Below are 23458 nucleotides of genomic sequence, written 5' to 3'. Positions count from 1 at the left end.
TCAGCGGATCAGCCCCACGGACCGGCGCACGGCCTCGTCGCGCAGCGACACCTCCCGGCCCAGCCAGTCGTCGCCGCCCGGCCCCGCCAGCCAGACCAGCGCCCGCGCCGGCCAGTCGGGGGGGATGTGGTCGTCCCAGTCCAGCCGGCTGACCGGATTGACGCCAGAGGCCTTGATCTCGCGCTGCATCTCCGTCGCCACGGTGCCGGGCGACAGGGCGATGACGCGCAGGCCGCCCTCCCGGCCCTCCAGATCCGCCGCGCGGGTCAGCATCGCCGCCCCCGCCTTGGACGTGCAGTAGGCCGACCAGCCCTCCATCGGGTTGGACGCCGCGCCCGATGAGATCGTCAGGATGGTGCCCGCGCCCTGGTCCAGCATCACCGGCATCGCCGCGCGCATCCCGTGAAACACGCCCTTGAGGTTGGTGTCGACAAGCTGGCCCCAGGCCTCCGGATCGGCCTGGGACAGCGGCGCGATGGGCGCGATCACCCCGGCGTTGTTCACCAGCACGTCGAGCCGCCCGAACGTGTCCACCGCCGCCTCCACCGCCGCGTCGACCTCCCAGTAGCGGGAGATGTCGCAGGGCACCGCCAGCGCCCGGTCGGGACCGATCTCGCCGGCCAGATCGGCGATCTCCGCGCGTGAGCGGGCCAGAAGCACCACGCGCGCGCCCTCCGCCGCGAAGGCGCGAACGGCCGCCGCACCGATCCCGCGGCTTGCCCCGGTCACCATCGCCACCTTGTCCGTCATCGCGCCCATCGCCGGCCCTTTCCTGTGCACCGGGGCAAGGGTAGGGCGCGCGCGCCCCGCCGCCAAGCCCGCGCCAACGCAGCTGTGACCGCGGCGGGAGGGTCCGCGCCTTGACCCCGGTCCGGCGCCGCAGCATCGTCGCGCCGATCTCCCAGCCGGAAGGATCCGCGATGCGCCCCCTGTCCCTGCCGATCCTGGCGCTGGCCGTCACGCTCGCCGTCCCGGCGCGGGCGGAAATCGCCCCGGAGGCGCTCTGGTCCGCGCTGCGGTCGGGCACGCCCCTGGTCACGGCATCGGGCGGCACCGCCAGCCCGGAGGGCGACGGCCTGCGCGTGACCGACCCGGTGCTGGCCCTGGGCCGCGGTCCGGACGCCGCGCGGATCGAGGCCGCGTCGCTGGTCCTGACGCCGGAGGGGGACGGCACGCGGATCACCCTGCCGGACCGCTTCGCGATCGCGCGCGGCGGGCTGCGCTACGACATCGCCGCCCCCGGGCTGGCCCTGGTCGCCACCGGCGCGCCGCAGGATCCCGCCTACCGCATCGACGCGCCGCGGCTGACCGCCGACGGTCCTGGCCTGCCGGGCGGCACCGTCGCGCTGTCGCTCTTGGACACCGCTGGGCAGATCGGCGCGCAGCAAAGCCGCATCGACGCCGCGGCGCTGACGCTGCGGCTGTCGCAGCCGGACGCCGCCCGGCTCGGCGATGTGTCGGATGAGCGTCGGGCGGTCAGCGTGACCCTGGACGGCCCGCCGGGCGCGCTCTTTGCCGGGGGGACAGAGCCGGTGGCCCTGTCGATCCGCTCCGGCAGCGGGTCCCAGACGCTGGATGCGCGGACCGGCACCGGCCGGAAACTGACGCTGGAGATCGGCTATGCCGACCGCGACGAATCGCTGTCCCTCGACGGGCTGAGCCTCGGCTTCGAGCAGTCGGCCACGGCGCTGACGCTGGCGGTCTCCGGCCCGCACCTGCCGTTGCGCGATGCCGGCGTGACCGTCGCCAGCAGCCGCATCGCCACCCGCGCGCCGGTCGTCCCGACAGAGCAGCCGCAGCCGTTCCGGACCGACATCGCGCTGACCGGCATCGTGCCCACGGGCGCGACCTGGGACGCGCTCGACCCCGACGGCACGCTCCCGCGCGATCCCGGCACCCTGTCGCTGCGGCTGTCCGGCACCGCGCGGGTGGGCCCCCGGGGACAGTTCATGCCGCGCCAGGTCGCGCTCCAGGAGTTCGACGCGCGGCTTCTGGGGGCCGAGGTCTCGGGACAGGGGGCGGTGGAGTTCGTGGACCCGCCCGCCGCCAACACCGGCCCCGACACCGGCCCCAATTCGGGCCCCGGCGCCACCAGCGGCATCGGCCGTCCGCTCGGCAGCCTTGCCTTTGCCCTGACCGGCGTGACGGAGCTGTTCGACCGGCTCGCGGCGCTCGGCACCGTGCCGGCCGGCCCGCTCATCGGCGCGCGGATGGGGCTGGGGTTCTTCACCCGTCCGGGCGACGGTCCCGACACGCTGACCACCGCCGTGGAGTTCGCCCCCGACGGGCAACTGGTGGTCAACGGTCAGGCGCTCGGCCCCGTGCCCACCCGCTGACCGCCCCCCCGGCGCGGCGATCGGCCCGGCTTGGCGCGGACCGCGCGATGGCCTACCTGTCGCGGGACACATCCGAAGGGCACCCCATGACCGAAGACCTTGCGCGGCTCTCCGCCGACCTGCTCGACGCGGCCCGCCGTGCCGGGGCCGACAGCGCGGATGCCATCGCCGTCCGCGACGCCTCCCTGTCGGTGGACGTCCGCGACGGACGCCTGGAACAGGCCGAGCGCGCGGAGGGCACGGAGATCGGCCTGCGCGTCCTGATCGGCTCGCGGCAGGCCTGCGTGTCGGCATCGGACCTGACCCCCGCCACCATGGCCGCCATGGCAGAGCGTGCCGTCGCCATGGCCCGCGAGGCGCCGCAGGATCCCGGCGCCGGGCTGGCCGATCCGTCGCAACTGGCCCGCGACACCGATTCGGGTCCGCTCGACCTCTGCGACGACGCGCCGGAGCCGGCGCCCGATCGTCTCGAACAGCTTGCCCGGCGCGCCGAGGCCGCCGCCATGGCCGTCGCCGGCGTCTCCCAGGTGCAGTCCAGTTCCGCGTCGTGGGGAGCACGGCGGATCCACCTGGCCGCGACCAACGGCTTCTCCGCCGGCTATGCGCGCAGCGGGTCGTCGCTGTCCTGCGTGGCGATCTCCGGTGAGGGCACGTCGATGGAGCGCGACTACATGGGCGAAAGCCGCACCCACGCGGCCGACCTGCCGGACCCCGCAGAGATCGGGCGCATCGCCGGGGAACGCGCTGCGGCGCTGCAAGGCGCCCGGAAACCGCGGACCGGCGCCTATCCGGTGATCTACGACGAGCGGATCTCGGCCGGTCTCATCGGCCATCTGCTGATCGCCATCAACGGCAGCGCCGTCGCCCGCGGCGCGTCCTGGGCGCGGGACCTGATCGGGGCAGAGGTGCTTCCCGGCGCCCTGTCGCTGACCGAGGACCCGCATCGCCCGCGCATCGCAGGCTCGCGGCTTTTCGACGGAGAGGGGCTGCCCACGGCGCCCCGCACCATCGTCCGCGACGGCGTGCTGACGGGCTGGATCCTTGACCTCGCCACGGCGCGCAAGCTGGGGATGGACAGCACCGCCAACGCCTCTCGCTCCACCTCCGCGCCGCCGTCGCCGGCGGCCACCAACGTCACGCTGACCCAGGGCACGCGCAGCCGCGACGACCTCATCGCAGACATGGGCACCGGCCTGCTGGTCACCTCCCTGCTGGGCGCGTCGATCAACCCCAACAACGGCGACTATTCGCGCGGGGCCTCCGGCTTCTGGATCGAGAACGGCCGGATCGCCCATCCGGTGAACGAGATCACCCTGGCCGGCAACCTGCGCGACATGCTGCGCGGCATCGTCCCGGCCAACGACGCCCGCGATCACCTGTCGCGCCGCGTGCCGTCCCTGCTGGTCGAGGGGCTGACCCTTGCCGGCGACTGACCTGGCGCTGCTGACCGACGCGGCGCGCCTGGCCGGACAGACCGCCCTGGCCTACTGGCGCCGCGACCCGGAAACCTGGACCAAGCCGGACGATACCCCCGTCTCGGCCGCCGACCTGGCCGTGGACCGGCTGATGCGCGACGCGCTGACCCATGCCCGCCCCGGTTACGGCTGGCTCAGCGAAGAGGGAGAGGACGATCCCACCCGCCTCGACCGCGCCCATTGTCTGATCCTCGATCCCATCGACGGCACCCGCGCGTTTCTGGACGGACAGCGCACCTGGGCGATCTCCCTTGCCGTCACCACCGGGCCGGATGTCACCGCCGCCGTCGTCCACCTGCCGGCCCGCGACCTGACCTATACCGCCACGCGCGCGGGGGCGTTCCTGAACGGCGCGCGTCTGTCCTGCGGCACCCACGCCCGGCCGCAGAACGCGCGCGTCATGGCCAACCGGGCCGTGCTGCGCCCGGAGCACTGGCGCGCGCCGCCGCAGGTGCGGCAGATCTTCCGCCCGTCCATGGCCTATCGCCTGGCCTGCGTGGCCGACGACAAATGCGACGCCATGCTGACCTTCCGGCAGGCCTGGGAATGGGACATCGCCGCGGGCGCGCTGATCGCCGCCGCCTCCGGCGCGACGGTCACCGACCGGACCGGCGGGCCGCTGCGTTTCAACTCTCCCCGCGCCGCCACCGACGGGGTGCTGGCCGCCAACCCCGCCCTTCACGCCGGTCTGCGCGCCGCCCTGGCCGACGCGGCCTGACAGCGGCCCGCCTCCCGGTCCCCCGTCCAGCCCTGCAACGGCCGAATGGCGGCCCTTCGCGCAGCGCCCTTCTCATCCGCGCGCCGGCCGGCCATCTGGATGGCAAGGCGCGACGCGCCACCACCGCCACACCCGAACAGGAGCCCGCCATGCTGCGCGCCATCCGAACCTTCATCGGCGAACTCGCCCTGGCGAACCGGCTTGCCCGGAACCCCTATGCCATCGACCCGCGCAGAACCCGCGACGGACACGTTGTGCGGACCTCCTCCAGGGCCTAGAAGGCTCGCCAGAAGGAGAATCCAGATGGCCCAGCGATTGCACCTCGTGTTCGGCGGCGAACTCGAAACCCCGTCCAAGAACGTGTTCAAGAACGTTGCCGACCTTCACATCGTCGGCATCTTCCCGGACTACGCCTCCGCCTACAACGCCTGGAAGACAGAGGCCCAGCGCACCGTGGACAACGCCCACACGCGCTATTACATCGCCCATCTCCACCGGCTCCGGGATGAAGAGGCCGCCGCCTCGGCCACCGAAGAGATCGGCGTCTGAGAGGCCGCGGGGTGCGGGGGTTTTCCCTGGCACTTCTGCGCCACCGCCTGCACGCGGCCGCCCAGGCCCGTGCCGACGGCGCTCTGGCGGTGCCTCAGGATCGCCCCGACGGCCGGCTGCTGTGGCTCCACGTGGGGGAGGACGCGGACCCCACCGGGGCGCAGATCGTGCTGTCGGCGCTCTGCCGGATCCACACCGACCTGTCGATCGTGGCCACCGGCATCGCCGACCGCCCCGGACCCGCCGACACCCCGTCCACGGCGGACGCCTTCCTCACCGCGCTCAGGCCCGATGTGGCCCTGTTCATCGGCAACGACCTCTACCCGGTGCTGTGGTCGGCGGCGCTCGACCGCGCGATCCCGCTGGTCGCGGCAGAGATCGTGCCGGAGCGCCATCCGCCCGGCATGATCCGCCCGCTGTCCCGGTTCGAGGCGGTCCTGTCCTCCGGCACCGATCCCGCCCCGCCCGCGACCGCCTGCGTCGGGCCGCTGTCGACCGTTCCGCTGTCGCCCGGCGTCGATGCCGCCGCGCTGGACCGGATGGCCCACCGGCTGGCGGGCCGCCCCCTCTGGCTGGCGCTCGACGTGGACGGCCGAGAGATCGCGCCGGTCCTGACCGCCCATCGCATCGCCTCCCGGATGAGCCACCGGCTGCTGCTGATCCTCTGCGCCCAGGAGGCGGCCGCGCGCGACGCCTTCGCCGCGGACGGCTGGCGCTGGTGCCATGCCGACGACGACGCGCCGCCGCCCACCGACTGCCAGGTGATGCTGGCGCCGTCGCCCTACGACCGCGGTCTCTGGATGCGCCTTGCCCCGATCACCTTTCTGGGCGGCACGCTGGAGGGGCGGGGGCCGGTGACATCCCCGCTCGTGCCCGCCTCGCTGGGGTCGGCGCTGATCCACGGGCCGCGGATGCGCGCCGCCGGCCGGGCCATCGCGCGCCTGCATGAGGGCCGTGCCGCCTGCCGCATCGGCGATGCCGACGCGCTGGGCCTGCAGGTGGAGCGTCTGCTGAGCCCGGATGCCGCCGCGGAGCTTGCGCGCGGCGGCTGGGTCGTCACCAGCGTGGGGGCGGAGGCCTCTGCCCGGCTCCTGGAGGTTCTGGACGACATCCTGGTGGGGATCGACGTCTGATGCGCCCCCCGGCCTTCTGGTCGAACCCGCCGGACCGCCCCGGCCTTCCCGCCCGTCTGCTGCGGCCGCTGTCGGCCCTCTACGCCGCGGCCACCGCCCGCCGTGTCGCCGGGCCGGGCCACCGGGCCGCCGTCCCGGTGATCTGTGTCGGCAACCTCACCGCCGGCGGAACCGGCAAGACGCCGGTGGCGGTGGATCTGGTCCAGCGCCTTCTGGCGCGGGGCCGCGCGCCGCATGTCCTCAGCCGGGGCTACGGCGGGCGCCTGTCGGGGGTCCGGGTGGACCCCGGGCGCCACGGTGCCGCCGATGTGGGGGACGAGCCGCTGCTGCTCTCCGCCTTCGCGCCGGTCTGGGTCGGCTCCGACCGGGCCGCGACCGCCGATGCCGCGGTCGCGGCGGGGGCGGACGTGCTGGTGATGGACGACGGGTTCCAGAACCCCGGCCTGGTCAAGGATCTCTCGATCGTCGTGGTCGATGCCGCCGCCGGGTTCGGCAACGGCCGGGTGATCCCCGCCGGTCCGCTCCGCGAACCCGTGGCGGCGGGGCTGGCGCGGGCCGACCTTCTGGTGACCGTCGGCGATGCCGAGGCGCAGGCGCGTCACGACGCCCGCTGGGCAGAGGCCTGGTCCGGTCCGCGGCTCCGGGCCTCGCTCGCGCCGCTCGGGACCGGGATGGACTGGCGCGGTCTGCGGGCGCTTGCCTTCGCCGGGATCGGACGGCCCGAAAAGTTCTTCGACACGCTGGCGGGGCTGGGCGTCGATCTTGCCGGGACGCGGGCGCTGGACGACCACCAGCCGCTGACCCCGGCGCTGCTGTCCCGGCTCCGGCACGACGCCGCCGCGCTGGGGGCCCAGCTCGTCACGACGGAAAAGGACGCATTTCGACTCCCGGCGTCCGAAAGGGGCAGAATTTTGACTCTTCCCGTACGTTTGCACGCCGAAAACGACTCGGCCCTGGTCCTGTCGCTCTCCCGGATCGGACTTTAGTCAGCCGTCCTCGGCCAGCTTCTCGTCCAGGACGCGGGCGAAGTCGTCGTAGCTCATGTTCGGGAATTTCTCGCCGTCGATGACGAAGCTGGGGGTCGAGTCGATGTCGTCGGCCTTGGCGTTCTTCTCGTAGGTCGCGACCAGCGCCTCGGCCATCGCGCCGTCGCTGAGGCACGCGTCCAGCGCCGCGTCGTCCAGCCCGGCCGTCTTGCCGATGGTGCGAAGATTCTGTGCGATATCAGCCGGTTCGCCCTTGGTCCATTCGGACTGACGCTCATAGATCAGGTCCGCGATGCCGAAGTACTTCGACTCTTCCCCGCAGCGCGCGACCATCCCGGCCCAGAGCCCGTAGCGGTCGAAATAGACCTCCCGATAGACGAACTCGATCTTGCCGGTGTCGATGTACTCGGACTTGATGTCGTCAAAGACATTGTCGTGGAAGTTGCGGCAATGCGGACAGGTAAAGGACGCGTATTCAATGACTTGAACCGGGGCGTCCGGGTCGCCCAGGGTCATCTCGGCGACCTTTGCGTCCTTTTGCGGCGCGGCATCCGCCTCATCCGCCTGCTGCGCGAAGGCGGGCGCGACCAGCCAGGCGGACCCCGGAACGGCGGAACTCATGTACCACCCTCCCAGAACGGCAGTGGCGGCAAGCGCGATGGCGGAACGTCGGGTCATCAGGGGTCCTTCCTGTCGGATCGAGGGCTCAGCACGTTGCGGCCGAGGTTTTCAAGGGCGGCGCGCAGGCCGGGGTCGGCAACGCCATCCGCGCTTTCGCGCGCACGTGCCGCCACGGCCGGGTCTTGCCGCGGGGCGACCCGCGGCGGGGCAGGCGTGAACGGGGTCGCGGTCTCGGAAAAGCCCGTGGGGGCGGTCTGCGTGACGTGTATACGGCGGATCGCGCCGTAGCCGCCATAGCAGACATTCACCCGCTCCTTCAGATTTTCCTTTTGCATTTCAACGAATTGGGCGTTTGCCCCGGTGGTCAGGAGCACCAGCGTCCCGCCGATCCCCCCCTGGGAGTAGGACACCTTCACCGGTCGCGCGATGGCGGCCAGCTCCTCCCCCGCGACCTCCTGCCAATGGGTCAAGAGGCGCGACACCGCAAAGCCGCGGCTCTCACCGACCTTGCGGATCTGCCTCTCCACAAGAGAGGCGGCGCGCACGGCCCCCTTGCGAAACGGACGGCGATATGGCGTCTGGGTCTGGCTCATCGCCGCCAGTCTAGAACCTGTGGCGCTGTGCGGAAGGGGAAACGGAACCGGGGGGCCAAAAGATTGCGTGACGCGGATCTCTCGGACGGGCTTCTGGCGTGGTACGATCGCCACGCCCGCGTCATGCCCTGGCGCATCGGTCCGGCCGAGCGCAAGGCCGGCCTGCGCCCCGACCCCTATCGCGTCTGGCTGTCGGAAATCATGCTCCAACAGACAACGGTGGCCGCCGTCAGGGCCTATTTCGTTCGATTTACCGACCTCTGGCCCGATGTGAGCGCGCTGGCCGGGGCAGACGATTCTGCCGTGTTGGGCGAGTGGGCGGGACTTGGCTACTACGCCCGCGCCCGCAACCTGCTGAAATGCGCACGGGTCGTGGTGTCCGACCATGGCGGGCGGTTTCCCGACACGCGGGACGGGCTGCTGGGTCTGCCGGGCGTCGGCCCCTACACGGCGGCGGCCGTGGCGGCGATCGCCTTCGACCGGCCGGAGACGGTCGTCGATGGCAACGTGGAGCGCGTCGTCTCGCGGCTCCGGGCGGTCCGGACCCCGCTGCCGGCGGCCAAGCCCGAACTGACCGCGCTTGCCGCGGCGCTCACGCCACGGACGCGTCCCGGAGACCACGCGCAGGCGATGATGGACCTGGGCGCCACCGTCTGCACGCCCCGGTCCCCGGCCTGCGGGATCTGCCCCTGGCGGGACCCCTGCGCGGCACGCGCCCGGGGAATAGCGGGCGACCTGCCGCGGAAATCGCCGAAAAAGCCCAAGCCGGTGCGCCACGGGATCGCCTATCTGGCCCGCCGCCCGGACGGAGCCTGGCTCTTGGAGACGCGGCCCGGCTCCGGTCTGCTCGGCGGGATGCTGGGGTGGCCCGGTGCCGCATGGGTCGAGGGCACGCCCGACGCGGACCCGCCGCTGGACGCGGACTGGCAGGACGCGGGAGAGGTGCGCCACACCTTCACCCATTTCCATCTGATCCTGTCGCTCCGCGCGGCTGAAACCTGCGCCGCGCCCAGCCGGGGGACGTGGCACGCGCCGCCGGGGTTTCGCGCCAGCGACCTGCCCACGGTCATGCGCAAGGCGCTCGATCAGGCGAATTCGCGGCTTCCGCCGCTTGAGCGGACCGGACCGGGCGCGCTATAGATCACGCCGTGGGCACAGAGGAGACCGCCGATGGACCATCTGTCGAAGGCCCTGCCGTTCTGGCTGTCGCTCATGCTTGTGCCGGTCATCCTGGCGGCGACCTGGGCGGGGGGCTGGTGGCTGCTGCTGGTGCCCGCCTCCACCTGGTGGCTCTTTTCGACCATCGACAGCTTCGCCGGCCTGGAGGAATCGAACCGCGCCCCGGACACGCCAGACGCGCAGCTTTTCTGGTACCGGCTGGTGACGCTGATCTGGTTCCCGATCCAGGCGGCGCTGACGTTCGGCCTGATCTGGTGGGTCAGCCGCTCGGACATGGGCGGCGTCGAGAAATTCGGCGTGTTCTTCGGCATGGGGGTGCTGTCGGGCACGGTGGGCATCACCTACGCCCATGAGCTGATGCACCAACGCAACCGGGTTGAGCGCTGGCTGGCCGACCTGTTGCTCGCACTGGTGTTCTACTCTCACTTCCGGTCGGAGCACCTGCTGGTCCACCACCGCTACGTGGGGACCCCGAAGGATCCGGTGACGGCGCGCTACAACGAAGGGTTTCACCGTTTCTATCCGCGCGTGCTGCGCCAGAGCCTGGTGTCCTCGTTCCGGGCGGAAGCCGCGATGCTGGCGCGCAGGGGCCGCCCGTGGTGGGACGCCCGCAATCCGTTCTGGCGCTATTGGGCGTTGCAATCGGGGTTCGTGGCGATTGCCTTCGCGCTTGGCGGAGCGGGGGGCGTCGCGCTTCTGCTGGTCCAGGCCGGCGTCGCGATCTGGCAGCTGGAACTGGTGAACTACGTCGAGCACTACGGACTGACGCGGGAACACCTGGGCGACGGCCGGTATGAGCACGTCCGGCCGCGCCACTCCTGGAACGCGTCGCACAAGGCGTCGAACTGGCTGCTCATCAACCTGCAGCGCCATTCCGACCACCATTACAAACCCGACCGGCGCTTTCCGCTTCTCCAGACCTACGGCGCGGCGGACGCGCCGCAGCTTCCGGCAAGCTATCCGGTGATGACCGTCGCCGCGATGATCCCGCCGTTGTGGCGGCGGATCATGAACCCCCGCGTGCGCGCGTGGCGGCGCACGTTCTACCCGCAGATCGACAACTGGCGGCCCTACAACAGGGCCACCAATCCCCCGCCGCGCTGATCATTCGGGCGCGCGCGTTTCGAACCGCAGACCCTTGGCGGTCCGTTCCGGGAACCCCTTCCAGTAGGTATGCTCCGGCTCTTCCGTGCCGTCCTCGGCCACGGCCCAGACGCCGTCTTCCGCGCGCTCGGTCAGATCCAGATAGGCGGACTTGGCGTCGTCGCCCTTGAGATTGAGATCCATGAAGGCGGTGACGAAATGCTGCAGGATGTTGTTCATCCGCACATTGTCCCAGACCGCGTCCGCATAATGGGCGTAGATCGAAGGATCCGCCCAGGCCTCTGCCGGGGCAGGCATGGGCGCGGCGGCGTTGTGATTGGCGGAGTCGAAGGTCAGCAGGTGGCGGGTCGTGCCGGTCGTCTCTTCGAAGATCTTGCGGATCGCGTCGTATTCGCTGACGTCATCCACGCCGCCGGCGACGATCATCAGCGGCACGTCGATCCGGCTCAGCCCGTCCCCTGACCAGAAGTCCCGGTTGCGTCCCCAGGGCCCGATGGCGACGACGGCGGCCAGCCGGTCGTCCTGGATCTCGGCCAGCCGCGCGCCGCCGACCGCGAGTTCGGACAGCAGATCGCCCGGGGCGGTGTAGCGCTCGGGGCGGTCGCCGTCCTCGATCCCGGCACCGGAAAAGATCAGCGCGCCGTAGCCGCCCATCGAATAGCCGACAAGGCCCGTGCGCTCGGCATCGACGATGGCGCCGATCTCCCCGTCCAGCGAAGCCATGGAGTCCAGCACGAAGGACTGGTCCTGCGGCCGGTTGTAAAGGGTCGATCCGAACGCCCCCATGTCCGAATAGGTGCTGTCGGGATGGTCGATCGACGCCGCGACATACCCTTTCGAGGCCAGATTCTCGGCCAGATGCGCCATGAGAAAGCGGTTGCCGGGATAGCCATGGGAGATCAAGACCAGCGGGTAGCTGCCCTCTGCCGGGGCGGCGTCCCGCGCGGCGCGTCCCGTCAGCGTCACCTCCGTCTCGCCGTCGCGGAGAAAGGCAGTATAGGTGCCGCCCGGCTCCGTGTCCGGCGCGGCGGGGTAGAACACCTCTACCGTGATCTCACGATCGGCACGCGCAATCGCGTCGTCGGTGGAGTTCACCACGTCGACGACGTCCGGGCGGGTGAAGGTCATCGTCCGCACTCCGGTGGGCATGGCGCCGAAGGCCGCAAGTTCCGGCGCATCGGGACGCACCAGCGTGATCGGGTTCTCCTGCGCCAGAACGGGGCTGGCGGCGACAAGCGCGACAAGGGCCAGGTAGTTCATGTGGTATCCTCCCATTTTCAGTACTCAGGCGTCCGGTCCGACCCGAACCAGCGCCTTTCCGAAGTTGCCCCCGGTCAGCATGTCCATGAACGCGGCAGGCGCGTTCTCCAGCCCGTCTGTCACGTCCTCACGGTAGTGTAGCTTGCCGGACCGGACGAGAGGGGCGACATCCGAAACGAAGGCGTCGAACCGGTCGTAGTGGTCCATCACGATGAAACCGCGCACACGCAGGCGCCTGGTCAGGATCGTCCGCCACAGGACCGGCAGGGGCAGACCCTCCGACAGATTGTCGCCGGAGTACCAGGCCACCATGCCGCAGACGGCGATGCGTCCGCCCTCGGCCATGTTGGGGATGATGCCCGCCAGGGTCTTGCCGCCGACATTCTCGAAATATCCGTCGATCCCGTCCGGTGCGGCTTTGGCCAGCGCCTCTGCCATGGCCTTTCCGTCCGTCATCGCGTGGTGGTCGATGCAGGCGTCGAAGCCCAGCGTATCGGTGGCGAAGGCGCATTTCTCCGGTCCGCCGGCGATGCCGATGACGCGGCACCCCCGCGCCTTGGCGATCTGCCCGGCGACCGATCCCACGGCGCCCGTCGCCGCCGAGATCGCGATGGTCTCGCCCTCGCGCTGTTCCATGATGTCGGTCAAGCCGGTCCAGGCGGTCATGCCCGGCATGCCCAGCACCCCCAGGGCGGACTGTACGGGGGCCAGCGACGGGTCGAGCTTGCGCAACTCTTTCGCGTCCATGACCGCATGGCTGACCCATCCCGTGGCGCCGGTCACGATATCGCCCGCGGCGAAGCCGTCGGCGTTGGAGGCGATGACCTCACCGACCGTCTGGCCCGTCATCACGCCATCGACCGGAACGGGGTCCGCGTAGGACGGTCCGGCATCCATCCGCCCGCGCATGTAGGGGTCCAGCGACAGCCAGATCACGCGGATCGCGACCTCACCGTCACCGGGATCGGCCAGGGGGTGCTCTTCCAGCCGAAAGTTGGCGTCCGTGGGCTTGCCCTTGGGGCGCTCTGCAAGGTGGATGGATCGTCGGGTCTGGGTCATCTGTGGCTCCGTCTTCGGGAGAACCACAGGTGGGCCGTTGCGCCGCGACGTCCAGGTTCAATCGTCGCGGGCGAGCAGGTCGTACTTCCTGAGCTTCACGTAGAGCGACTGGCGGGAAAGCCCCAGCATCTCCGCCGCGGCAACACGGTTGTTTCCGGTAAGCTCGACGGCCGTCTCGATGCACATCTTCTCGATCACTTCGGTGGTCTCGGCCACGATGTCGCGCAGCGTGGCGGCGCCGACCAGCTCACGCGCCGGGCGCATGTCCTCCGGGACGGACCCCGCGGACGCGCCGCGCACCCCGTCGACCCGGCTGACGTCACGAAACACGAAGCCCAGGGCGGGATGCAGCGGATCGTCCAGGAACGCGGCGGAAATCTCCACCGGGGTCTCGCCACCGAACTGCCCGGTCGTCCGGGTAGAGAAGAGCCGCATCTGTCCGTTGCGCACCGCATTGTCGATCAGTACCTTCAGATCCACACTGCCACGGACCAGGAAATCGGCCAGGGACCGTCCCTTGAGTCCGGCGGCGTTGTCCTCGTCGACAAGGGCCAGGAACGCGTCGTTGGCAGTCAGGATAGCGCCGGTCCGGTCCGCGAATACCATGGCATCGGCGGTGCGGTCGAAATGGCGCGCCAGCCTGGCAGAGGCTTCGGTTTCCGGCGCAACGCCTTCGACGGCGCGGTCGATCCGGCAGATGAGCATCCTCTGGCCCGCCGCGCGGAACGGGGTCGCCCGCAGGCTGATGGGCTTACGCGATGTGACAAGCTGGAGCGCGACCGGCCCCGAGGTCTCGCTCTGCGCGTCGGCCGTGAGAGCCGCCAGCTCGAACGGTCCGTCGCGCCGGGTGAGAAGCTGAGCCAGCGGCTGGTCCACCAGCGTGTCCACCGTATCGCCCAGCATCCGTGCGGCCTGCGCGTTCAGATCCGCGATCCGGCCCGTGACGCTGTTCACGAAGAGTACCGCATCCTGCGTCGTCTCCATCAGCACCTTCATGCGCGTGGCGATCTCACGCTGGTGCTCATAGTCGCGTTCCAGCGCCATCTGCGCCTCGACCAGTTGCTGCTGCATCTGCGCGATGGGGCGCAGGTCGCGGCCAAGCATCAGGATCGCACCTTCGGGCCCGATCGGGTGGAAGGAGTAGCGGACCGGAAATCCCAAACCCGTCGTGTCGGTGTGGTTCAACTCGATCCCGCGCGACGGGGAGTCGCCGCCAGCGATCGCGGCCAGCCGCGCTTCCAGCTTGGGGATGCTTTCGGTCTGCAGCAGATTGCGAAGGTCACGTCCTTCCCAGTTGTCGAGCCGCCCGAAACGCGGATGGCCGGGATTGACCATGACCGACAGGATCTCTCCTATCGCGGTGATGACCAGAGATATGTCGGCCGCGGATGAGATGATGTCGCCCAGCACCTCGGGCCCGATCAGCGGGATCGATCCATTCGACCAGTATCGTGTGCCGCGGCTCGTCATCGGTTCGTCCCGCTTGGGTGCGACCGTCGGGTCATCGGTCTGGCCCAGCAACGGCGCCGGAGCCGGTTAGTTGCAACGCCTCGGCCGCGGTCCCTGCAATGTGATCGGCGCCGGTGAGGGTCCGCGCGCTCTCTGCCCCAAGATCCAGGATGCTGCCGCCCGCGACGATGGGCACGCGGCCGCCCGTCATGTCGCGAAGTTCCCGGATAATCCGGTTCACCTCGCGGTAGCACTCCGCCAGCGCGACGGAGATCAGGATGGCGTCGAACCCGCCGTCGCCGACGAGTCGCCGGATTTCTGCCTCCGGCCGTCCCAGAGCCAGCCTGACGGAGGCGCCCAGTCGCCGCAACTGCCCGGTCAAGACCATGGCGCCCAGGGTGTGGTATTCGTCGGCCAGGACGATCACGGCCAGATTCTCCGCCCCCTGCATGGGCGCGCCCCCACCTTGCAGCGACGCGTCGCGAAGAAGAGCCTGAAGCCTTGCGGAGCCGATCGTCACATCCGCAAAGCTCATGCTGTCGCGGCACCAGTCGTCACCCATGCGCCGCGCGACGGCCGGAATGTAGTGGTCGCAGATCCGTTCCGGCGAAATTCCGGCCTTGAGCATACTGCGGAGCAGCGTGTCCTTTTCCGTGGGGTCGGGCGATGTCACGGCGGACTGGAGCGCCTCGGCCCAGCTATCCTGTGCATGATCCTTGCGCCGACTCGCCAGCAGGTCGAGCGCGCAGGTGGCAAGATCGACGACGCCGGTCTCAGACGACCGCGTTCGACTCTTTCCACTGCTGCCGGAGCTTCCCATCCGCACCCACCGATATGCTGCGATCCCGAGGTATCGCGGAAAAGCCTAGCAGCATTCAATTTGAAAAGCGATTGTCAATTCTGACTGACAGGTATGGCCGAACATGGCTCCTTTCCGCTTATTTTGAGGGATAGAGCGTTGGCGAGAGTTCTCGAGCGAGTGTAAATTATAATTGACACATTGCATCCGGAGTGCTGTAGTTTTCTGCATGACAGAGGTTGCATTCCCTTCTTCCGGTAGCGGCCAGGCGGCAAGGCCGATCTACACCTCCGCCGAGCGGGCGCGCCGTGATTCCACCCGGTGGACGCTGGTGCAGGGGGTGCTGGCGCCGGTCCAGTTCCTGGTCTTTCTGGTGTCGCTGGCGCTGGTCCTGCGGTTCATGGTGACGGGCGCCGGCTACGGGGTCGCGACTGTCTCCATCGTGGTCAAGACCGGCACGCTCTATGCGATCATGGTGACCGGGGCGATCTGGGAAAAAGTCGTCTTCGGCCGGTATCTTCTGGCGCGCTCCTTCTTCTGGGAGGACATGATGTCGTTCCTGGTGATCGCACTGCACACCGCCTATCTCTGGGCGCTCCTGACGGGCGCCATGGGGCCCGGCGCGCTGATGTCTCTGGCGCTGGCCGCCTATGCCGCCTATGCGGTGAACGCCGCGCAATTCGTCCTCAAGCTCCGCCGCGCCCGGCAGGAGGCGCCGTGACCGACATGGCCCCTCTCCCGGCGCGCGGATGCGGCGCGACCCCGGTCCTGAAAGAGCGCGGACAGCGTGAGGTCTTTTGCGGGCTGACCGGAATCATCTGGCTCCACCGCAAGATGCAGGATGCGTTCTTCCTGGTGGTCGGCTCACGGACCTGCGCGCATCTGCTGCAGTCCGCGGCAGGCGTGATGATCTTTGCAGAGCCCCGGTTTGCCACCGCGATCCTGGAAGAGACCGACCTGGCCGGGCTGGCCGACGCGCAGGATGAGCTCGACCGCGAGGTGGCGCGGCTGCTGGCACGCCGCCCCGACATCCGTCAGTTGTTCCTTGTCGGCTCCTGCCCGTCCGAGGTCATCAAGCTGGATCTGGCCAAGGCGGCGGAGCGGCTGACCCGCGCCCATGCCCCCCATGTCCGCGTGCTCAACTACTCCGGCAGCGGGATCGAGACGACCTTCACCGAAGGCGAGGACGCCTGCCTCGCCTCCATGGTGCCGGCGCTGCCCGAGACATCGGAGCGCGCGCTGCTTCTGGTCGGCGCCCTTCCGGACGTGGTCGAAGATCAGGCGCTGGCGCTGCTGTCCGCCCTCGGGATCGACGCGGTGCGCTGCCTTCCGGCGCGCCGGTCGGACGATACGCCGGCGATCGGGCCGAACACCGTCTTCGCGCTCTGCCAGCCATTTCTGGGCGAGACCCATGCCGCCCTGCGTCGCCGCGGCGCGCGGCCGATCCCGGCGCCCATGCCCTTCGGCGAGGAGGGCACGACCCAGTGGCTGGCCGCCATCGCCCGGGATTTCGGCGTCTCCGCCGAGCGGTTCGAAGCGGTGACCGCCGCCCCACGCGCCCGCGCGCGCCGCGCCGTCGCCGCGGCCGCCGAGACCCTGAAGGGCCGCAGCGTCTTTTTCTTTCCCGACAGCCAGCTGGAAATCCCGCTGGCCCGCTTCCTGGTCCGCGAATGCGGCATGGAGGCGATTGAGATCGGCACGCCATTTCTCCACCGCGAGATTGCCGGACCCGACCTGGACCTGCTGCCCGAGGGGCCGGTCATCTCCGAAGGGCAGGACGTTGATCTGCAGCTCGACCGCGCGCGTGCGGCGCGGGCGGATCTGACGGTCTGCGGCCTTGGCCTTGCCAACCCGCTGGAGGCACAGGGGCTGGCAACGAAATGGTCCATCGAACTGGTCTTCACACCGGTGCATTTCTACGAGCAGGCGGGGGATCTCGCGGCCCTTTTCGCGCGCCCCCTGCGCCGCAAGGCCCGCCTGAAGATCGAGGCCGCCGAATGACGTGCCTCCTTCATCCTTTCCGAAATACCCCGGGGAGCGCGAGGGGCTGGCCCCTCGCTCCGGAGACGCCATGAAGCTGTCGGTCTGGACATACGAAGGCCCGCCCCATGTCGGCGCCATGCGCGTGGCGACGGGGATGCGCGGTCTGCATTACGTGCTCCACGCGCCCCAGGGAGACACCTATGCGGACCTCCTGTTCACCATGATCGAGCGTCGCGAAGAGCGCCCGCCGGTCACCTACACCACCTTCCAGGCCCGCGACCTGGGCGCAGATACCGCGGATCTGTTTCGCACCGCCTGCCGCGACGCGGTGGAGCGGTTCGCCCCGCAGGCGATCATCGTCGGCGCCTCCTGCACGGCCGAACTGATCCAGGACGACCCCGGCGGCATGGCCGAAACCATGGAGCTTGATATCCCGGTGATCGCGTTGGAGCTGCCCTCTTACCAGCGCAAGGAAAACTTCGGCGCGGACGAGACGTTCTACCAGATTGTCCGGCATCTGGCCCGTCCCATGGAGCGGACCGCGCGGGTCAGCTGCAATATCCTCGGTCCGACCGGGCTGGGGTTTCGCCACCGCGACGACGTGGCAGAGATCACGTCGCTTCTGGCCGATATGGGCGTCGAGGTAAACGTGACCGCACCCATGGGCGCCTCTCCGCAGGACCTGACCGGGCTGGGCCGGGCCCATTTCAACGTTCTTCTCTACCCCGAAACGGCAGAGGCCGCGGCGCGCTGGTGCGAAAAGGAACTGGGCCAGCCCTTCACGCGGATCGTCCCCATTGGCGTCGGCGCCACGCGCGATTTCGTGGCCGAGGTGCGGGCACTGGCGCCCGCCGCCACGGCCCCTTCCGAGGAAGGCCTGCGCCTGCCGTGGTACTCTGCATCGGTCGATTCGACCTATCTGACCGGCAAGCGCGTGTTCCTGTTCGGCGATGCGACCCACGTCATGGCCATGGCCCGTGTCGCGCGGGACGAGATCGGCTTCGATGTGGTGGGTCTGGGGTGTTACAACCGCGAGTTCGCGCGGCCGCTCAGGGCGCTCGCCCGGGAATATGGCGTCGAGGCGATCGTCACCGACGATTACCTGGAGGTCGAGCAGACCATCGAAGCGCTGGCCCCGGAGATGATCATGGGTACGCAGATGGAGCGCCACATCGGCAAGCGCCTGGGCATCCCATGCGCGGTGATCTCGGCCCCCGTCCATGTGCAGGATTATCCGGCAAGATACTCTCCGGTCATGGGGTTCGAGGGTGCCAACGTGCTGTTCGACACGCTGGTCCATCCGCTCGTCATGGGGCTTGAAGAGCACTTGCTGCACATGTTCCGCGACGATTTCGAATTCCACGATGCAGCGGGCCCGTCGCATCACGGCGGCGGGGCGGCGCGGGCCGAGAGCGCCGGGGGCGCTTCGCCCCCCGGACCCCCCGAGGATATTTCCGGAAAGATGAATGGAGCGGACGCGCTCGTCTGGCTTGAGGCGGCCGAACGGGAGCTGAAGAAGATCCCGTTCTTCGTCCGTGGCAAGGCGCGCCGCAATACCGAGGCCTTCGCGGCCCAGCGCGGCGTGCAGGAGATTTCGGTGGACACCCTGTATGAGGCAAAGGCCCATTATGCGCGATGAGATTGCATTCCCCGCGCCGGAATACCGGATCGCCATCGTCACGCTGGACGCCCATGCCGCGGGGCCTGCCGCGCGGGCGATGCCGCGGCTGAGCCTGGACTTTCCGGGGCTTGTCGTCACCGTCCATGCCGCGGCCGAATGGGGCAGCGATCCGGCGGCTCTGGACGACGCGCGACAGGCGGTGGACCGGGCGGATATGGTCGTGGCGTCGCTGCTGTTCCTGGAAGAGCATGTCCGCGCCATCGTCCCGAACCTTGCCGCGGCGCGGGACCGGGCGGATGCGGTGATCGGGCTGATTTCGGACGCCGCGGTGGTCAAGCAGACGCGGCTGGGCGATCTGGACATGGCCGCTCCGCCGACGGGCCTGGGCAAGTTGATGAAGCGGCTGCGCGGATCGTCCAAGCCGGGATCGGCCTCGGGTGCCAAACAGATGGCGATGCTGCGCAGGCTGCCGCGGATCCTGCGGTTCCTCCCGGGCAAGGCGCAGGACCTGCGGGCGTGGTTTCTGACCATGCAATACTGGCTGGGCGGTTCGGACGACAACATCGAGCAGATGATCCGGTTCCTGCTGTCGCGCTATGCCCGGAACGCAGACTGGCACGGGCGCCCGGCGGCTCTGCCGGTGGAATACCCGGAGGTCGGGCTCTATCACCCGGAACTGGCGGCGCGGATCGTGACCGACGCGAAGGATCTGCCCGTACCGCGCGGTGCGCGGGGAACCGTCGGCTTGCTGATGATGCGCAGCTATATCCTGGCCGGCGACACCGCCCATTACGACGCGGTGATCCGCCAGCTTGAGGGTCGGGGCCTGCGGGTCCTGCCGGCCTTCGCGGGCGGGCTGGACGCGCGCCCGGCGATCGCGGCGTATTTCGCGGGCGACCGCGTGGACGCGCTGGTGTCGCTGACCGGATTCTCGCTGATCGGCGGGCCGGCCTATAACGACAGCGACGCGGCGGTGGCGGTACTCCGCGATCTCGACGTGCCTTATGTCGCGGCCCACCCGCTGGAGTTCCAGACCCTGGGCGAATGGGCCGGTGCGGGACGCGGCCTGGGTCCGGTCGAGACCACCATGCTTGTGGCCCTGCCGGAGATCGACGGGGCCACCAACCCCACCGTCTTTGCCGGACGCCATGGCGGCGGCGGCTGCGACGGCTGCGGCCATGCCTGCCGTCCGGGGCGGGAGGCGCGGGCGATGCACCCCTGTCCGGAACGGATCGAGGCCCTGGGCGAGAAGGTGGCCCGGCTGGTGAGCCTGCGCCGCTCGACGGTTGCCGAACGCAAGGTCGCCGTGGTGCTGTATGGCTTTCCGCCCAACGCCGGCGCGGCGGGGACCGCGGCCTATCTGTCGGTTTTCGAGAGCCTGTGGAACACGCTGTCCCGGATGCGGGACGAGGGCTATGCGGTGGATGTCCCCGATACCGTCGATGATCTTCGCAACGCCGTACTTGCCGGAAACGCGGCGCAATACGGGCAGGAGGCGAATGTCCACGCCCATGTGAGTGCCGACGACCTGGTGCGCGACACACCCTGGCTCAAGGAGATCGAGGCGGCCTGGGGCCCCGCCCCGGGGCGCCAGCAGAGCGACGGGCGCGGCGTCTTCGTGCTGGGAGCGAGGTTCGGGAACGTTTTCGTCGGCCTGCAACCCGCCTTCGGCTACGAGGGCGATCCGATGCGCCTGCTGTTCGAGAAGGGTTTCGCGCCGACCCATGCCTTCGCCGCCTTCTACCGCTGGCTCAAGGGGTCCTTCGGGGCCGATGTGCTGCTCCATTTCGGAATGCACGGTGCGCTGGAATTCATGCCCGGGCGGCAGGTCGGCATGGGGCCGGGGGACTGGCCCGACCGGCTGATCGGCGGAATGCCCAACGTCTATCTCTACGCCGCGAACAACCCGTCCGAGGCGACGCTGGCCAAGCGGCGGTCGAACGCGGTCTGTGTGACGCATCTGACGCCGCCGCTGGCCTCGGCTGGGCTCTACAAGGGGCTGGCGGACCTCAAGGACAGCGTGTCCCGCTGGCGGACCACGGCGCCCGGAGACGTGCGGCGCGATCTCGAAGACCTGATCGCGGTTCAGGCCGAGGCGGTCGATCTGGGCGGCACGGCGCCGGACGATCTGTGGCTGCGGCTGATCGAGACCGAGCAGGCGCTGATCACCGACGGGCTGCACATCGTCGGGCGGCCCATGACGGACGCGCAGAGGTGCCGCCTACTCGATGCGATGCCCGACATGACGGCCGGGCGCCGCGCCGCGACCGAAACGGCGCTGGGACAGGAGGCGGAGCTTCCGGCCCTCATCCGTGCGTTGTCGGGACGGTTCATCGCGCCGGTGCCGGGGGGCGACCTGATCCGCTCGCCCGAGATTCTGCCGACCGGGCGCAACATCCACGCGTTCGACCCGTTCCGGATGCCGACCGCCTATGCCATGGCCGACGGCGCCCGGCAGGCGGCGCTGCTGTTGGAGACGCACAAGGCGATGCCGCGCTCGGTGGCGCTGGTGCTCTGGGGATCGGACAACATCAAGTCCGACGGCGGGCCGATCGCGCAGGCACTTGCGCTGATGGGCGCGGCGCCACGCTTCGACAGCTACGGCCGGCTTTCGGGTGCGGACCTGGTGCCGTTGGAGCATCTGGGACGCCCGCGGATCGATGTTGTGATGACGCTGTCGGGCATCTTCCGCGATCTGCTGCCGCTCCAGACCCGGATGCTGGCCGAGGCCGCCTGGAAAGCCGCGACGGCGGACGAGCCGGTAGAGCGGAATTTCGTCCGAGCCCATGCGCTCAGCTATGCCGAGGCGATGGGCTGCGACATGGAAACGGCGAGTTTGCGGGTCTTTTCGAACGCCGAGGGCGCCTATGGCTCGAACGTCAACCAGATGGTGGACTCCTCGGCCTTCGACGACGAGGACGAGCTGGCCGACGCCTACCAGACCCGCAAGGGCTTCGCCTACGGGCGCACCGGCCACGCCACCCAGCAGGGCGCGCTCTTGCAGGCGGCGCTGAAAGACGTGGATCTGGCGTATCAGAACCTGGAATCGGTGGAGCTGGGGGTCACGTCCGTCGATCACTATTTCGACACGCTGGGCGGGATCTCCCGCGCCGTGCGGCGGGCGCGGGGGGGGCGGGTGGCCCCGGTCTATATCGGTGACCAGACGCGGGGCGCCGGCAAGGTCCGCACGCTCCAGCAGCAGGTGGCGCTGGAAACGCGGTCCCGGTCGCTGAACCCGCGCTTTTACGAGCCGCTGCTGAAGCACGGGCACGAAGGCGTGCGCCAGATCGAGGCGCATGTGACCAACACGATGGGCTGGTCCGCCACCACCGGCGAGGTAGAGCCCTGGGTCTATCAGCGGCTGTCGGAGACATTCGTGCTGGATCCCGAGATGCGCAAGCGCCTGGCCGACCTGAACCCGGTTGCCTCTGCGCGGATGGCCGGACGGCTGCTGGAAGCGTCGGACCGGGCTTACTGGCAGCCCGACGAAGAGACGCTTTCCGCCTTGCAGGGCGCGGCGGACGAACTTGAGGACCGGATGGAAGGCATCGCGGCAGAGTAGTCGCACGACGTCGATTTTTCACTCGAAAAATCGGCACCGAACAGGATGGGAGGGCGCACATGAGCCCCAGAGACGACGTACAGACGCTCAGACGCGCGGCCGGTGTACCCCGCCTGCGGGGCGAGGATGGCGAAGGGTCGGTGCAGGTGCACCAGGACGAGTCGGTCAGGATCGAGGGCGCAAAGGTCTTTGCGGTCTACGGCAAGGGCGGTATCGGCAAATCCACGACATCGTCCAACCTGTCGGCGGCCTTTTCCAAGCTGGGCCACCGGGTGCTGCAGATCGGCTGCGATCCGAAGCACGATTCCACCTTCACCCTGACCGGCAAGCTGCAACCGACGGTGATCGACATCCTCAAGGAGGTCGATTTTCACGCCGAGGAACTGCGGCCCGAGGATTTCGTGGCCGAAGGCTTCAACGGCGTGCAGTGCGTCGAAGCCGGCGGCCCGCCGGCGGGCACCGGCTGCGGCGGCTACGTGGTCGGCCAGACGGTGAGGCTTCTCAAGCAACATCACATGCTTGAGGATACCGACGTGGTAATCTTCGACGTGCTGGGCGATGTGGTTTGCGGCGGATTCGCGGCCCCTTTGCAGCATGCGGACAGGGCGCTGATCGTTACCGCAAATGATTTCGATTCCATTTACGCGATGAACCGGATCATCGCGGCGGTGCAGGCGAAGGCGAAGAACTACAATGTCCGGCTGGCGGGCTGCGTCGCCAACCGCTCGAAGGACACCGACGAGGTGGACCGCTACTGCGGCACCGTCGGCTTCAAACGCATCGCGCATATGCCAGACATCGATGCGATCCGGCGCAGCCGACTGAAAAAGAAGACTCTTTTCGAGATGCCGGACGAGGAGGACATCGTCATGGCGCGCGCCGAATATGTCCGTCTGGCCGAGCGTCTCTACGCCGGGACCGACCCGCTGGCGCCGGCGCCGCTGGAGGATCGGGACATCTTCGAACTGTTGGGATTCGACTGATGGAGGGCGTTCGGAGCGCATATGGCGGCCGTGAGACTCCCGTGGGAC

The 23458-nt window shown here is 69.5% G+C and carries 21 protein-coding genes; 14 read left to right on the top strand and 7 right to left on the bottom strand.

Annotation, left to right across the window (positions count from 1 at the left end; translation table 11 throughout):
- A complete protein-coding gene (locus tag KW83_RS14410; protein WP_036180263.1) occupies positions 1-759 on the bottom strand; it encodes an SDR family oxidoreductase in 759 nt (252 codons plus the stop codon).
- Between the two features lie 161 nt (positions 760-920).
- Between KW83_RS14410 and KW83_RS14405 the strand changes: the two genes are divergently transcribed.
- From KW83_RS14405 to lpxK, 7 genes are all read left to right on the top strand, one after another.
- Complete coding sequence (locus KW83_RS14405) at positions 921-2336, top strand: hypothetical protein (RefSeq protein ID WP_036180260.1); 1416 nt, start codon at positions 921-923, stop codon at positions 2334-2336.
- 86 nt (positions 2337-2422) lie between these two features.
- Positions 2423-3769: a TldD/PmbA family protein gene (locus KW83_RS14400; protein ID WP_036180357.1), complete on the top strand. Its 1347-nt coding sequence runs from the start codon at positions 2423-2425 to the stop codon at positions 3767-3769.
- Entirely contained in the window at positions 3756-4529 is a 774-nt protein-coding gene (locus tag KW83_RS14395; RefSeq protein ID WP_036180257.1) for a 3'(2'),5'-bisphosphate nucleotidase CysQ, read from the top strand. Before KW83_RS14400 ends, KW83_RS14395 begins: the two co-directional genes overlap by 14 nt.
- Positions 4530-4678: 149 nt before the next feature.
- A complete protein-coding gene (locus KW83_RS21725) occupies positions 4679-4807 on the top strand; it encodes a hypothetical protein (protein ID WP_268745548.1) in 129 nt (42 codons plus the stop codon).
- A gap of 25 nt (positions 4808-4832) precedes the next feature.
- A complete protein-coding gene (locus tag KW83_RS14390; protein WP_036180255.1) occupies positions 4833-5078 on the top strand; it encodes a DUF4170 domain-containing protein in 246 nt (81 codons plus the stop codon).
- An 11-nt stretch (positions 5079-5089) separates the two neighbouring features.
- On the top strand, positions 5090-6211 hold the full coding sequence (locus KW83_RS14385) for a hypothetical protein (protein WP_036180253.1): 1122 nt from the start codon (positions 5090-5092) through the stop codon (positions 6209-6211).
- The gene (gene lpxK / locus KW83_RS14380) at positions 6211-7197 is read left to right on the top strand and encodes a tetraacyldisaccharide 4'-kinase (protein ID WP_036180250.1); all 987 of its coding nucleotides are present in this window, start codon (positions 6211-6213) and stop codon (positions 7195-7197) included. The genes KW83_RS14385 and lpxK overlap by 1 nt, the downstream gene beginning before the upstream one ends.
- Here the strand turns inward: lpxK and KW83_RS14375 are convergent, their stop codons facing one another.
- Positions 7198-7875 carry a DsbA family protein gene (locus tag KW83_RS14375; protein WP_036180247.1) on the bottom strand — a complete coding sequence of 226 codons (678 nt, stop codon included), beginning with the start codon at positions 7873-7875 and terminating at the stop codon, positions 7198-7200. It lies immediately after the preceding gene.
- Positions 7875-8411, bottom strand: a complete 537-nt coding sequence (locus tag KW83_RS14370) for a DUF721 domain-containing protein (protein WP_051928533.1) — start codon at positions 8409-8411, stop codon at positions 7875-7877. Before KW83_RS14370 ends, KW83_RS14375 begins: the two co-directional genes overlap by 1 nt.
- A 63-nt stretch (positions 8412-8474) precedes the next feature.
- On the opposite strand from KW83_RS14370, the gene KW83_RS14365 reads away from it, so the two are divergent.
- Both KW83_RS14365 and KW83_RS14360 read left to right on the top strand, forming a co-directional pair.
- On the top strand, positions 8475-9551 hold the full coding sequence (locus KW83_RS14365) for an A/G-specific adenine glycosylase (protein WP_036180244.1): 1077 nt from the start codon (positions 8475-8477) through the stop codon (positions 9549-9551).
- 30 nt (positions 9552-9581) lie between these two features.
- Entirely contained in the window at positions 9582-10694 is a 1113-nt protein-coding gene (locus tag KW83_RS14360) for an alkane 1-monooxygenase (protein ID WP_036180241.1), read from the top strand.
- Here KW83_RS14360 and KW83_RS14355 read toward each other — a convergent pair whose 3' ends face one another.
- Genes KW83_RS14355 through KW83_RS14340 form a run of 4 tightly spaced genes read right to left on the bottom strand, consistent with a single transcriptional unit; the run spans position 10695 to position 15282 of the window.
- Complete coding sequence (locus tag KW83_RS14355) at positions 10695-11954, bottom strand: alpha/beta hydrolase family protein (protein WP_036180238.1); 1260 nt, start codon at positions 11952-11954, stop codon at positions 10695-10697. It lies immediately after the preceding gene.
- Positions 11955-11978: 24 nt separating this feature from the next.
- Positions 11979-13013 carry an NADP-dependent oxidoreductase gene (locus tag KW83_RS14350; RefSeq protein ID WP_036180235.1) on the bottom strand — a complete coding sequence of 345 codons (1035 nt, stop codon included), beginning with the start codon at positions 13011-13013 and terminating at the stop codon, positions 11979-11981.
- Positions 13014-13070: 57 nt separating this feature from the next.
- Positions 13071-14483 carry a transcriptional regulator PpsR gene (gene ppsR / locus KW83_RS14345; protein ID WP_036180354.1) on the bottom strand — a complete coding sequence of 471 codons (1413 nt, stop codon included), beginning with the start codon at positions 14481-14483 and terminating at the stop codon, positions 13071-13073.
- Positions 14484-14514: 31 nt separating this feature from the next.
- Positions 14515-15282, bottom strand: a complete 768-nt coding sequence (locus KW83_RS14340) for a cobalamin B12-binding domain-containing protein (RefSeq protein WP_051928532.1) — start codon at positions 15280-15282, stop codon at positions 14515-14517.
- Positions 15283-15490: 208 nt separating this feature from the next.
- Between KW83_RS14340 and bchF the strand changes: the two genes are divergently transcribed.
- The 5 genes from bchF to bchL all read left to right on the top strand — a co-directional run bounded on the left by bchF (position 15491) and on the right by bchL (position 23410).
- Entirely contained in the window at positions 15491-15982 is a 492-nt protein-coding gene (gene bchF, locus KW83_RS14335; protein ID WP_036180232.1) for a 2-vinyl bacteriochlorophyllide hydratase, read from the top strand.
- Between the two features lie 5 nt (positions 15983-15987).
- On the top strand, positions 15988-17262 hold the full coding sequence (locus tag KW83_RS14330; protein WP_036180350.1) for a ferredoxin:protochlorophyllide reductase (ATP-dependent) subunit N: 1275 nt from the start codon (positions 15988-15990) through the stop codon (positions 17260-17262).
- A 70-nt stretch (positions 17263-17332) separates the two neighbouring features.
- Positions 17333-18883: a ferredoxin:protochlorophyllide reductase (ATP-dependent) subunit B gene (gene bchB, locus KW83_RS14325; protein WP_036180229.1), complete on the top strand. Its 1551-nt coding sequence runs from the start codon at positions 17333-17335 to the stop codon at positions 18881-18883.
- Positions 18873-22427: a magnesium chelatase subunit H gene (locus tag KW83_RS14320; protein WP_036180226.1), complete on the top strand. Its 3555-nt coding sequence runs from the start codon at positions 18873-18875 to the stop codon at positions 22425-22427. The genes bchB and KW83_RS14320 overlap by 11 nt, the downstream gene beginning before the upstream one ends.
- Before the next feature lie 59 nt (positions 22428-22486).
- Entirely contained in the window at positions 22487-23410 is a 924-nt protein-coding gene (gene bchL / locus KW83_RS14315) for a ferredoxin:protochlorophyllide reductase (ATP-dependent) iron-sulfur ATP-binding protein (protein WP_051928531.1), read from the top strand.
- Positions 23411-23458 lie beyond the last annotated feature (48 nt).

The organism is Palleronia rufa (genome assembly GCF_000743715.1).
Lineage (GTDB): Bacteria > Pseudomonadota > Alphaproteobacteria > Rhodobacterales > Rhodobacteraceae > Palleronia > Palleronia rufa.
Note: the sequence above shows the minus strand (reverse complement) of the source record. Positions and strands in the feature narration are given on the sequence as shown.

What these genes read in the sequence shown, in the direction of transcription:
- KW83_RS14410 (WP_036180263.1), bottom strand. Translation starts at nt 759, where the DNA reads ATGGGCGCGATGACGGACAAGGTGGCGATGGTGACCGGGGCAAGCCGC.
- KW83_RS14405 (WP_036180260.1), top strand. Translation starts at nt 921, where the DNA reads ATGCGCCCCCTGTCCCTGCCGATCCTGGCGCTGGCCGTCACGCTCGCC.
- KW83_RS14400 (WP_036180357.1), top strand. Translation starts at nt 2,423, where the DNA reads ATGACCGAAGACCTTGCGCGGCTCTCCGCCGACCTGCTCGACGCGGCC.
- KW83_RS21725 (WP_268745548.1), top strand. Translation starts at nt 4,679, where the DNA reads ATGCTGCGCGCCATCCGAACCTTCATCGGCGAACTCGCCCTGGCGAAC.
- KW83_RS14390 (WP_036180255.1), top strand. Translation starts at nt 4,833, where the DNA reads ATGGCCCAGCGATTGCACCTCGTGTTCGGCGGCGAACTCGAAACCCCG.
- lpxK (WP_036180250.1), top strand. Translation starts at nt 6,211, where the DNA reads ATGCGCCCCCCGGCCTTCTGGTCGAACCCGCCGGACCGCCCCGGCCTT.
- KW83_RS14375 (WP_036180247.1), bottom strand. Translation starts at nt 7,875, where the DNA reads ATGACCCGACGTTCCGCCATCGCGCTTGCCGCCACTGCCGTTCTGGGA.
- KW83_RS14370 (WP_051928533.1), bottom strand. Translation starts at nt 8,411, where the DNA reads ATGAGCCAGACCCAGACGCCATATCGCCGTCCGTTTCGCAAGGGGGCC.
- KW83_RS14360 (WP_036180241.1), top strand. Translation starts at nt 9,582, where the DNA reads ATGGACCATCTGTCGAAGGCCCTGCCGTTCTGGCTGTCGCTCATGCTT.
- KW83_RS14355 (WP_036180238.1), bottom strand. Translation starts at nt 11,954, where the DNA reads ATGAACTACCTGGCCCTTGTCGCGCTTGTCGCCGCCAGCCCCGTTCTG.
- KW83_RS14350 (WP_036180235.1), bottom strand. Translation starts at nt 13,013, where the DNA reads ATGACCCAGACCCGACGATCCATCCACCTTGCAGAGCGCCCCAAGGGC.
- ppsR (WP_036180354.1), bottom strand. Translation starts at nt 14,483, where the DNA reads ATGACGAGCCGCGGCACACGATACTGGTCGAATGGATCGATCCCGCTG.
- KW83_RS14340 (WP_051928532.1), bottom strand. Translation starts at nt 15,282, where the DNA reads ATGGGAAGCTCCGGCAGCAGTGGAAAGAGTCGAACGCGGTCGTCTGAG.
- bchF (WP_036180232.1), top strand. Translation starts at nt 15,491, where the DNA reads ATGACAGAGGTTGCATTCCCTTCTTCCGGTAGCGGCCAGGCGGCAAGG.
- KW83_RS14330 (WP_036180350.1), top strand. Translation starts at nt 15,988, where the DNA reads ATGGCCCCTCTCCCGGCGCGCGGATGCGGCGCGACCCCGGTCCTGAAA.
- bchB (WP_036180229.1), top strand. Translation starts at nt 17,333, where the DNA reads ATGAAGCTGTCGGTCTGGACATACGAAGGCCCGCCCCATGTCGGCGCC.
- KW83_RS14320 (WP_036180226.1), top strand. Translation starts at nt 18,873, where the DNA reads ATGCGCGATGAGATTGCATTCCCCGCGCCGGAATACCGGATCGCCATC.
- bchL (WP_051928531.1), top strand. Translation starts at nt 22,487, where the DNA reads ATGAGCCCCAGAGACGACGTACAGACGCTCAGACGCGCGGCCGGTGTA.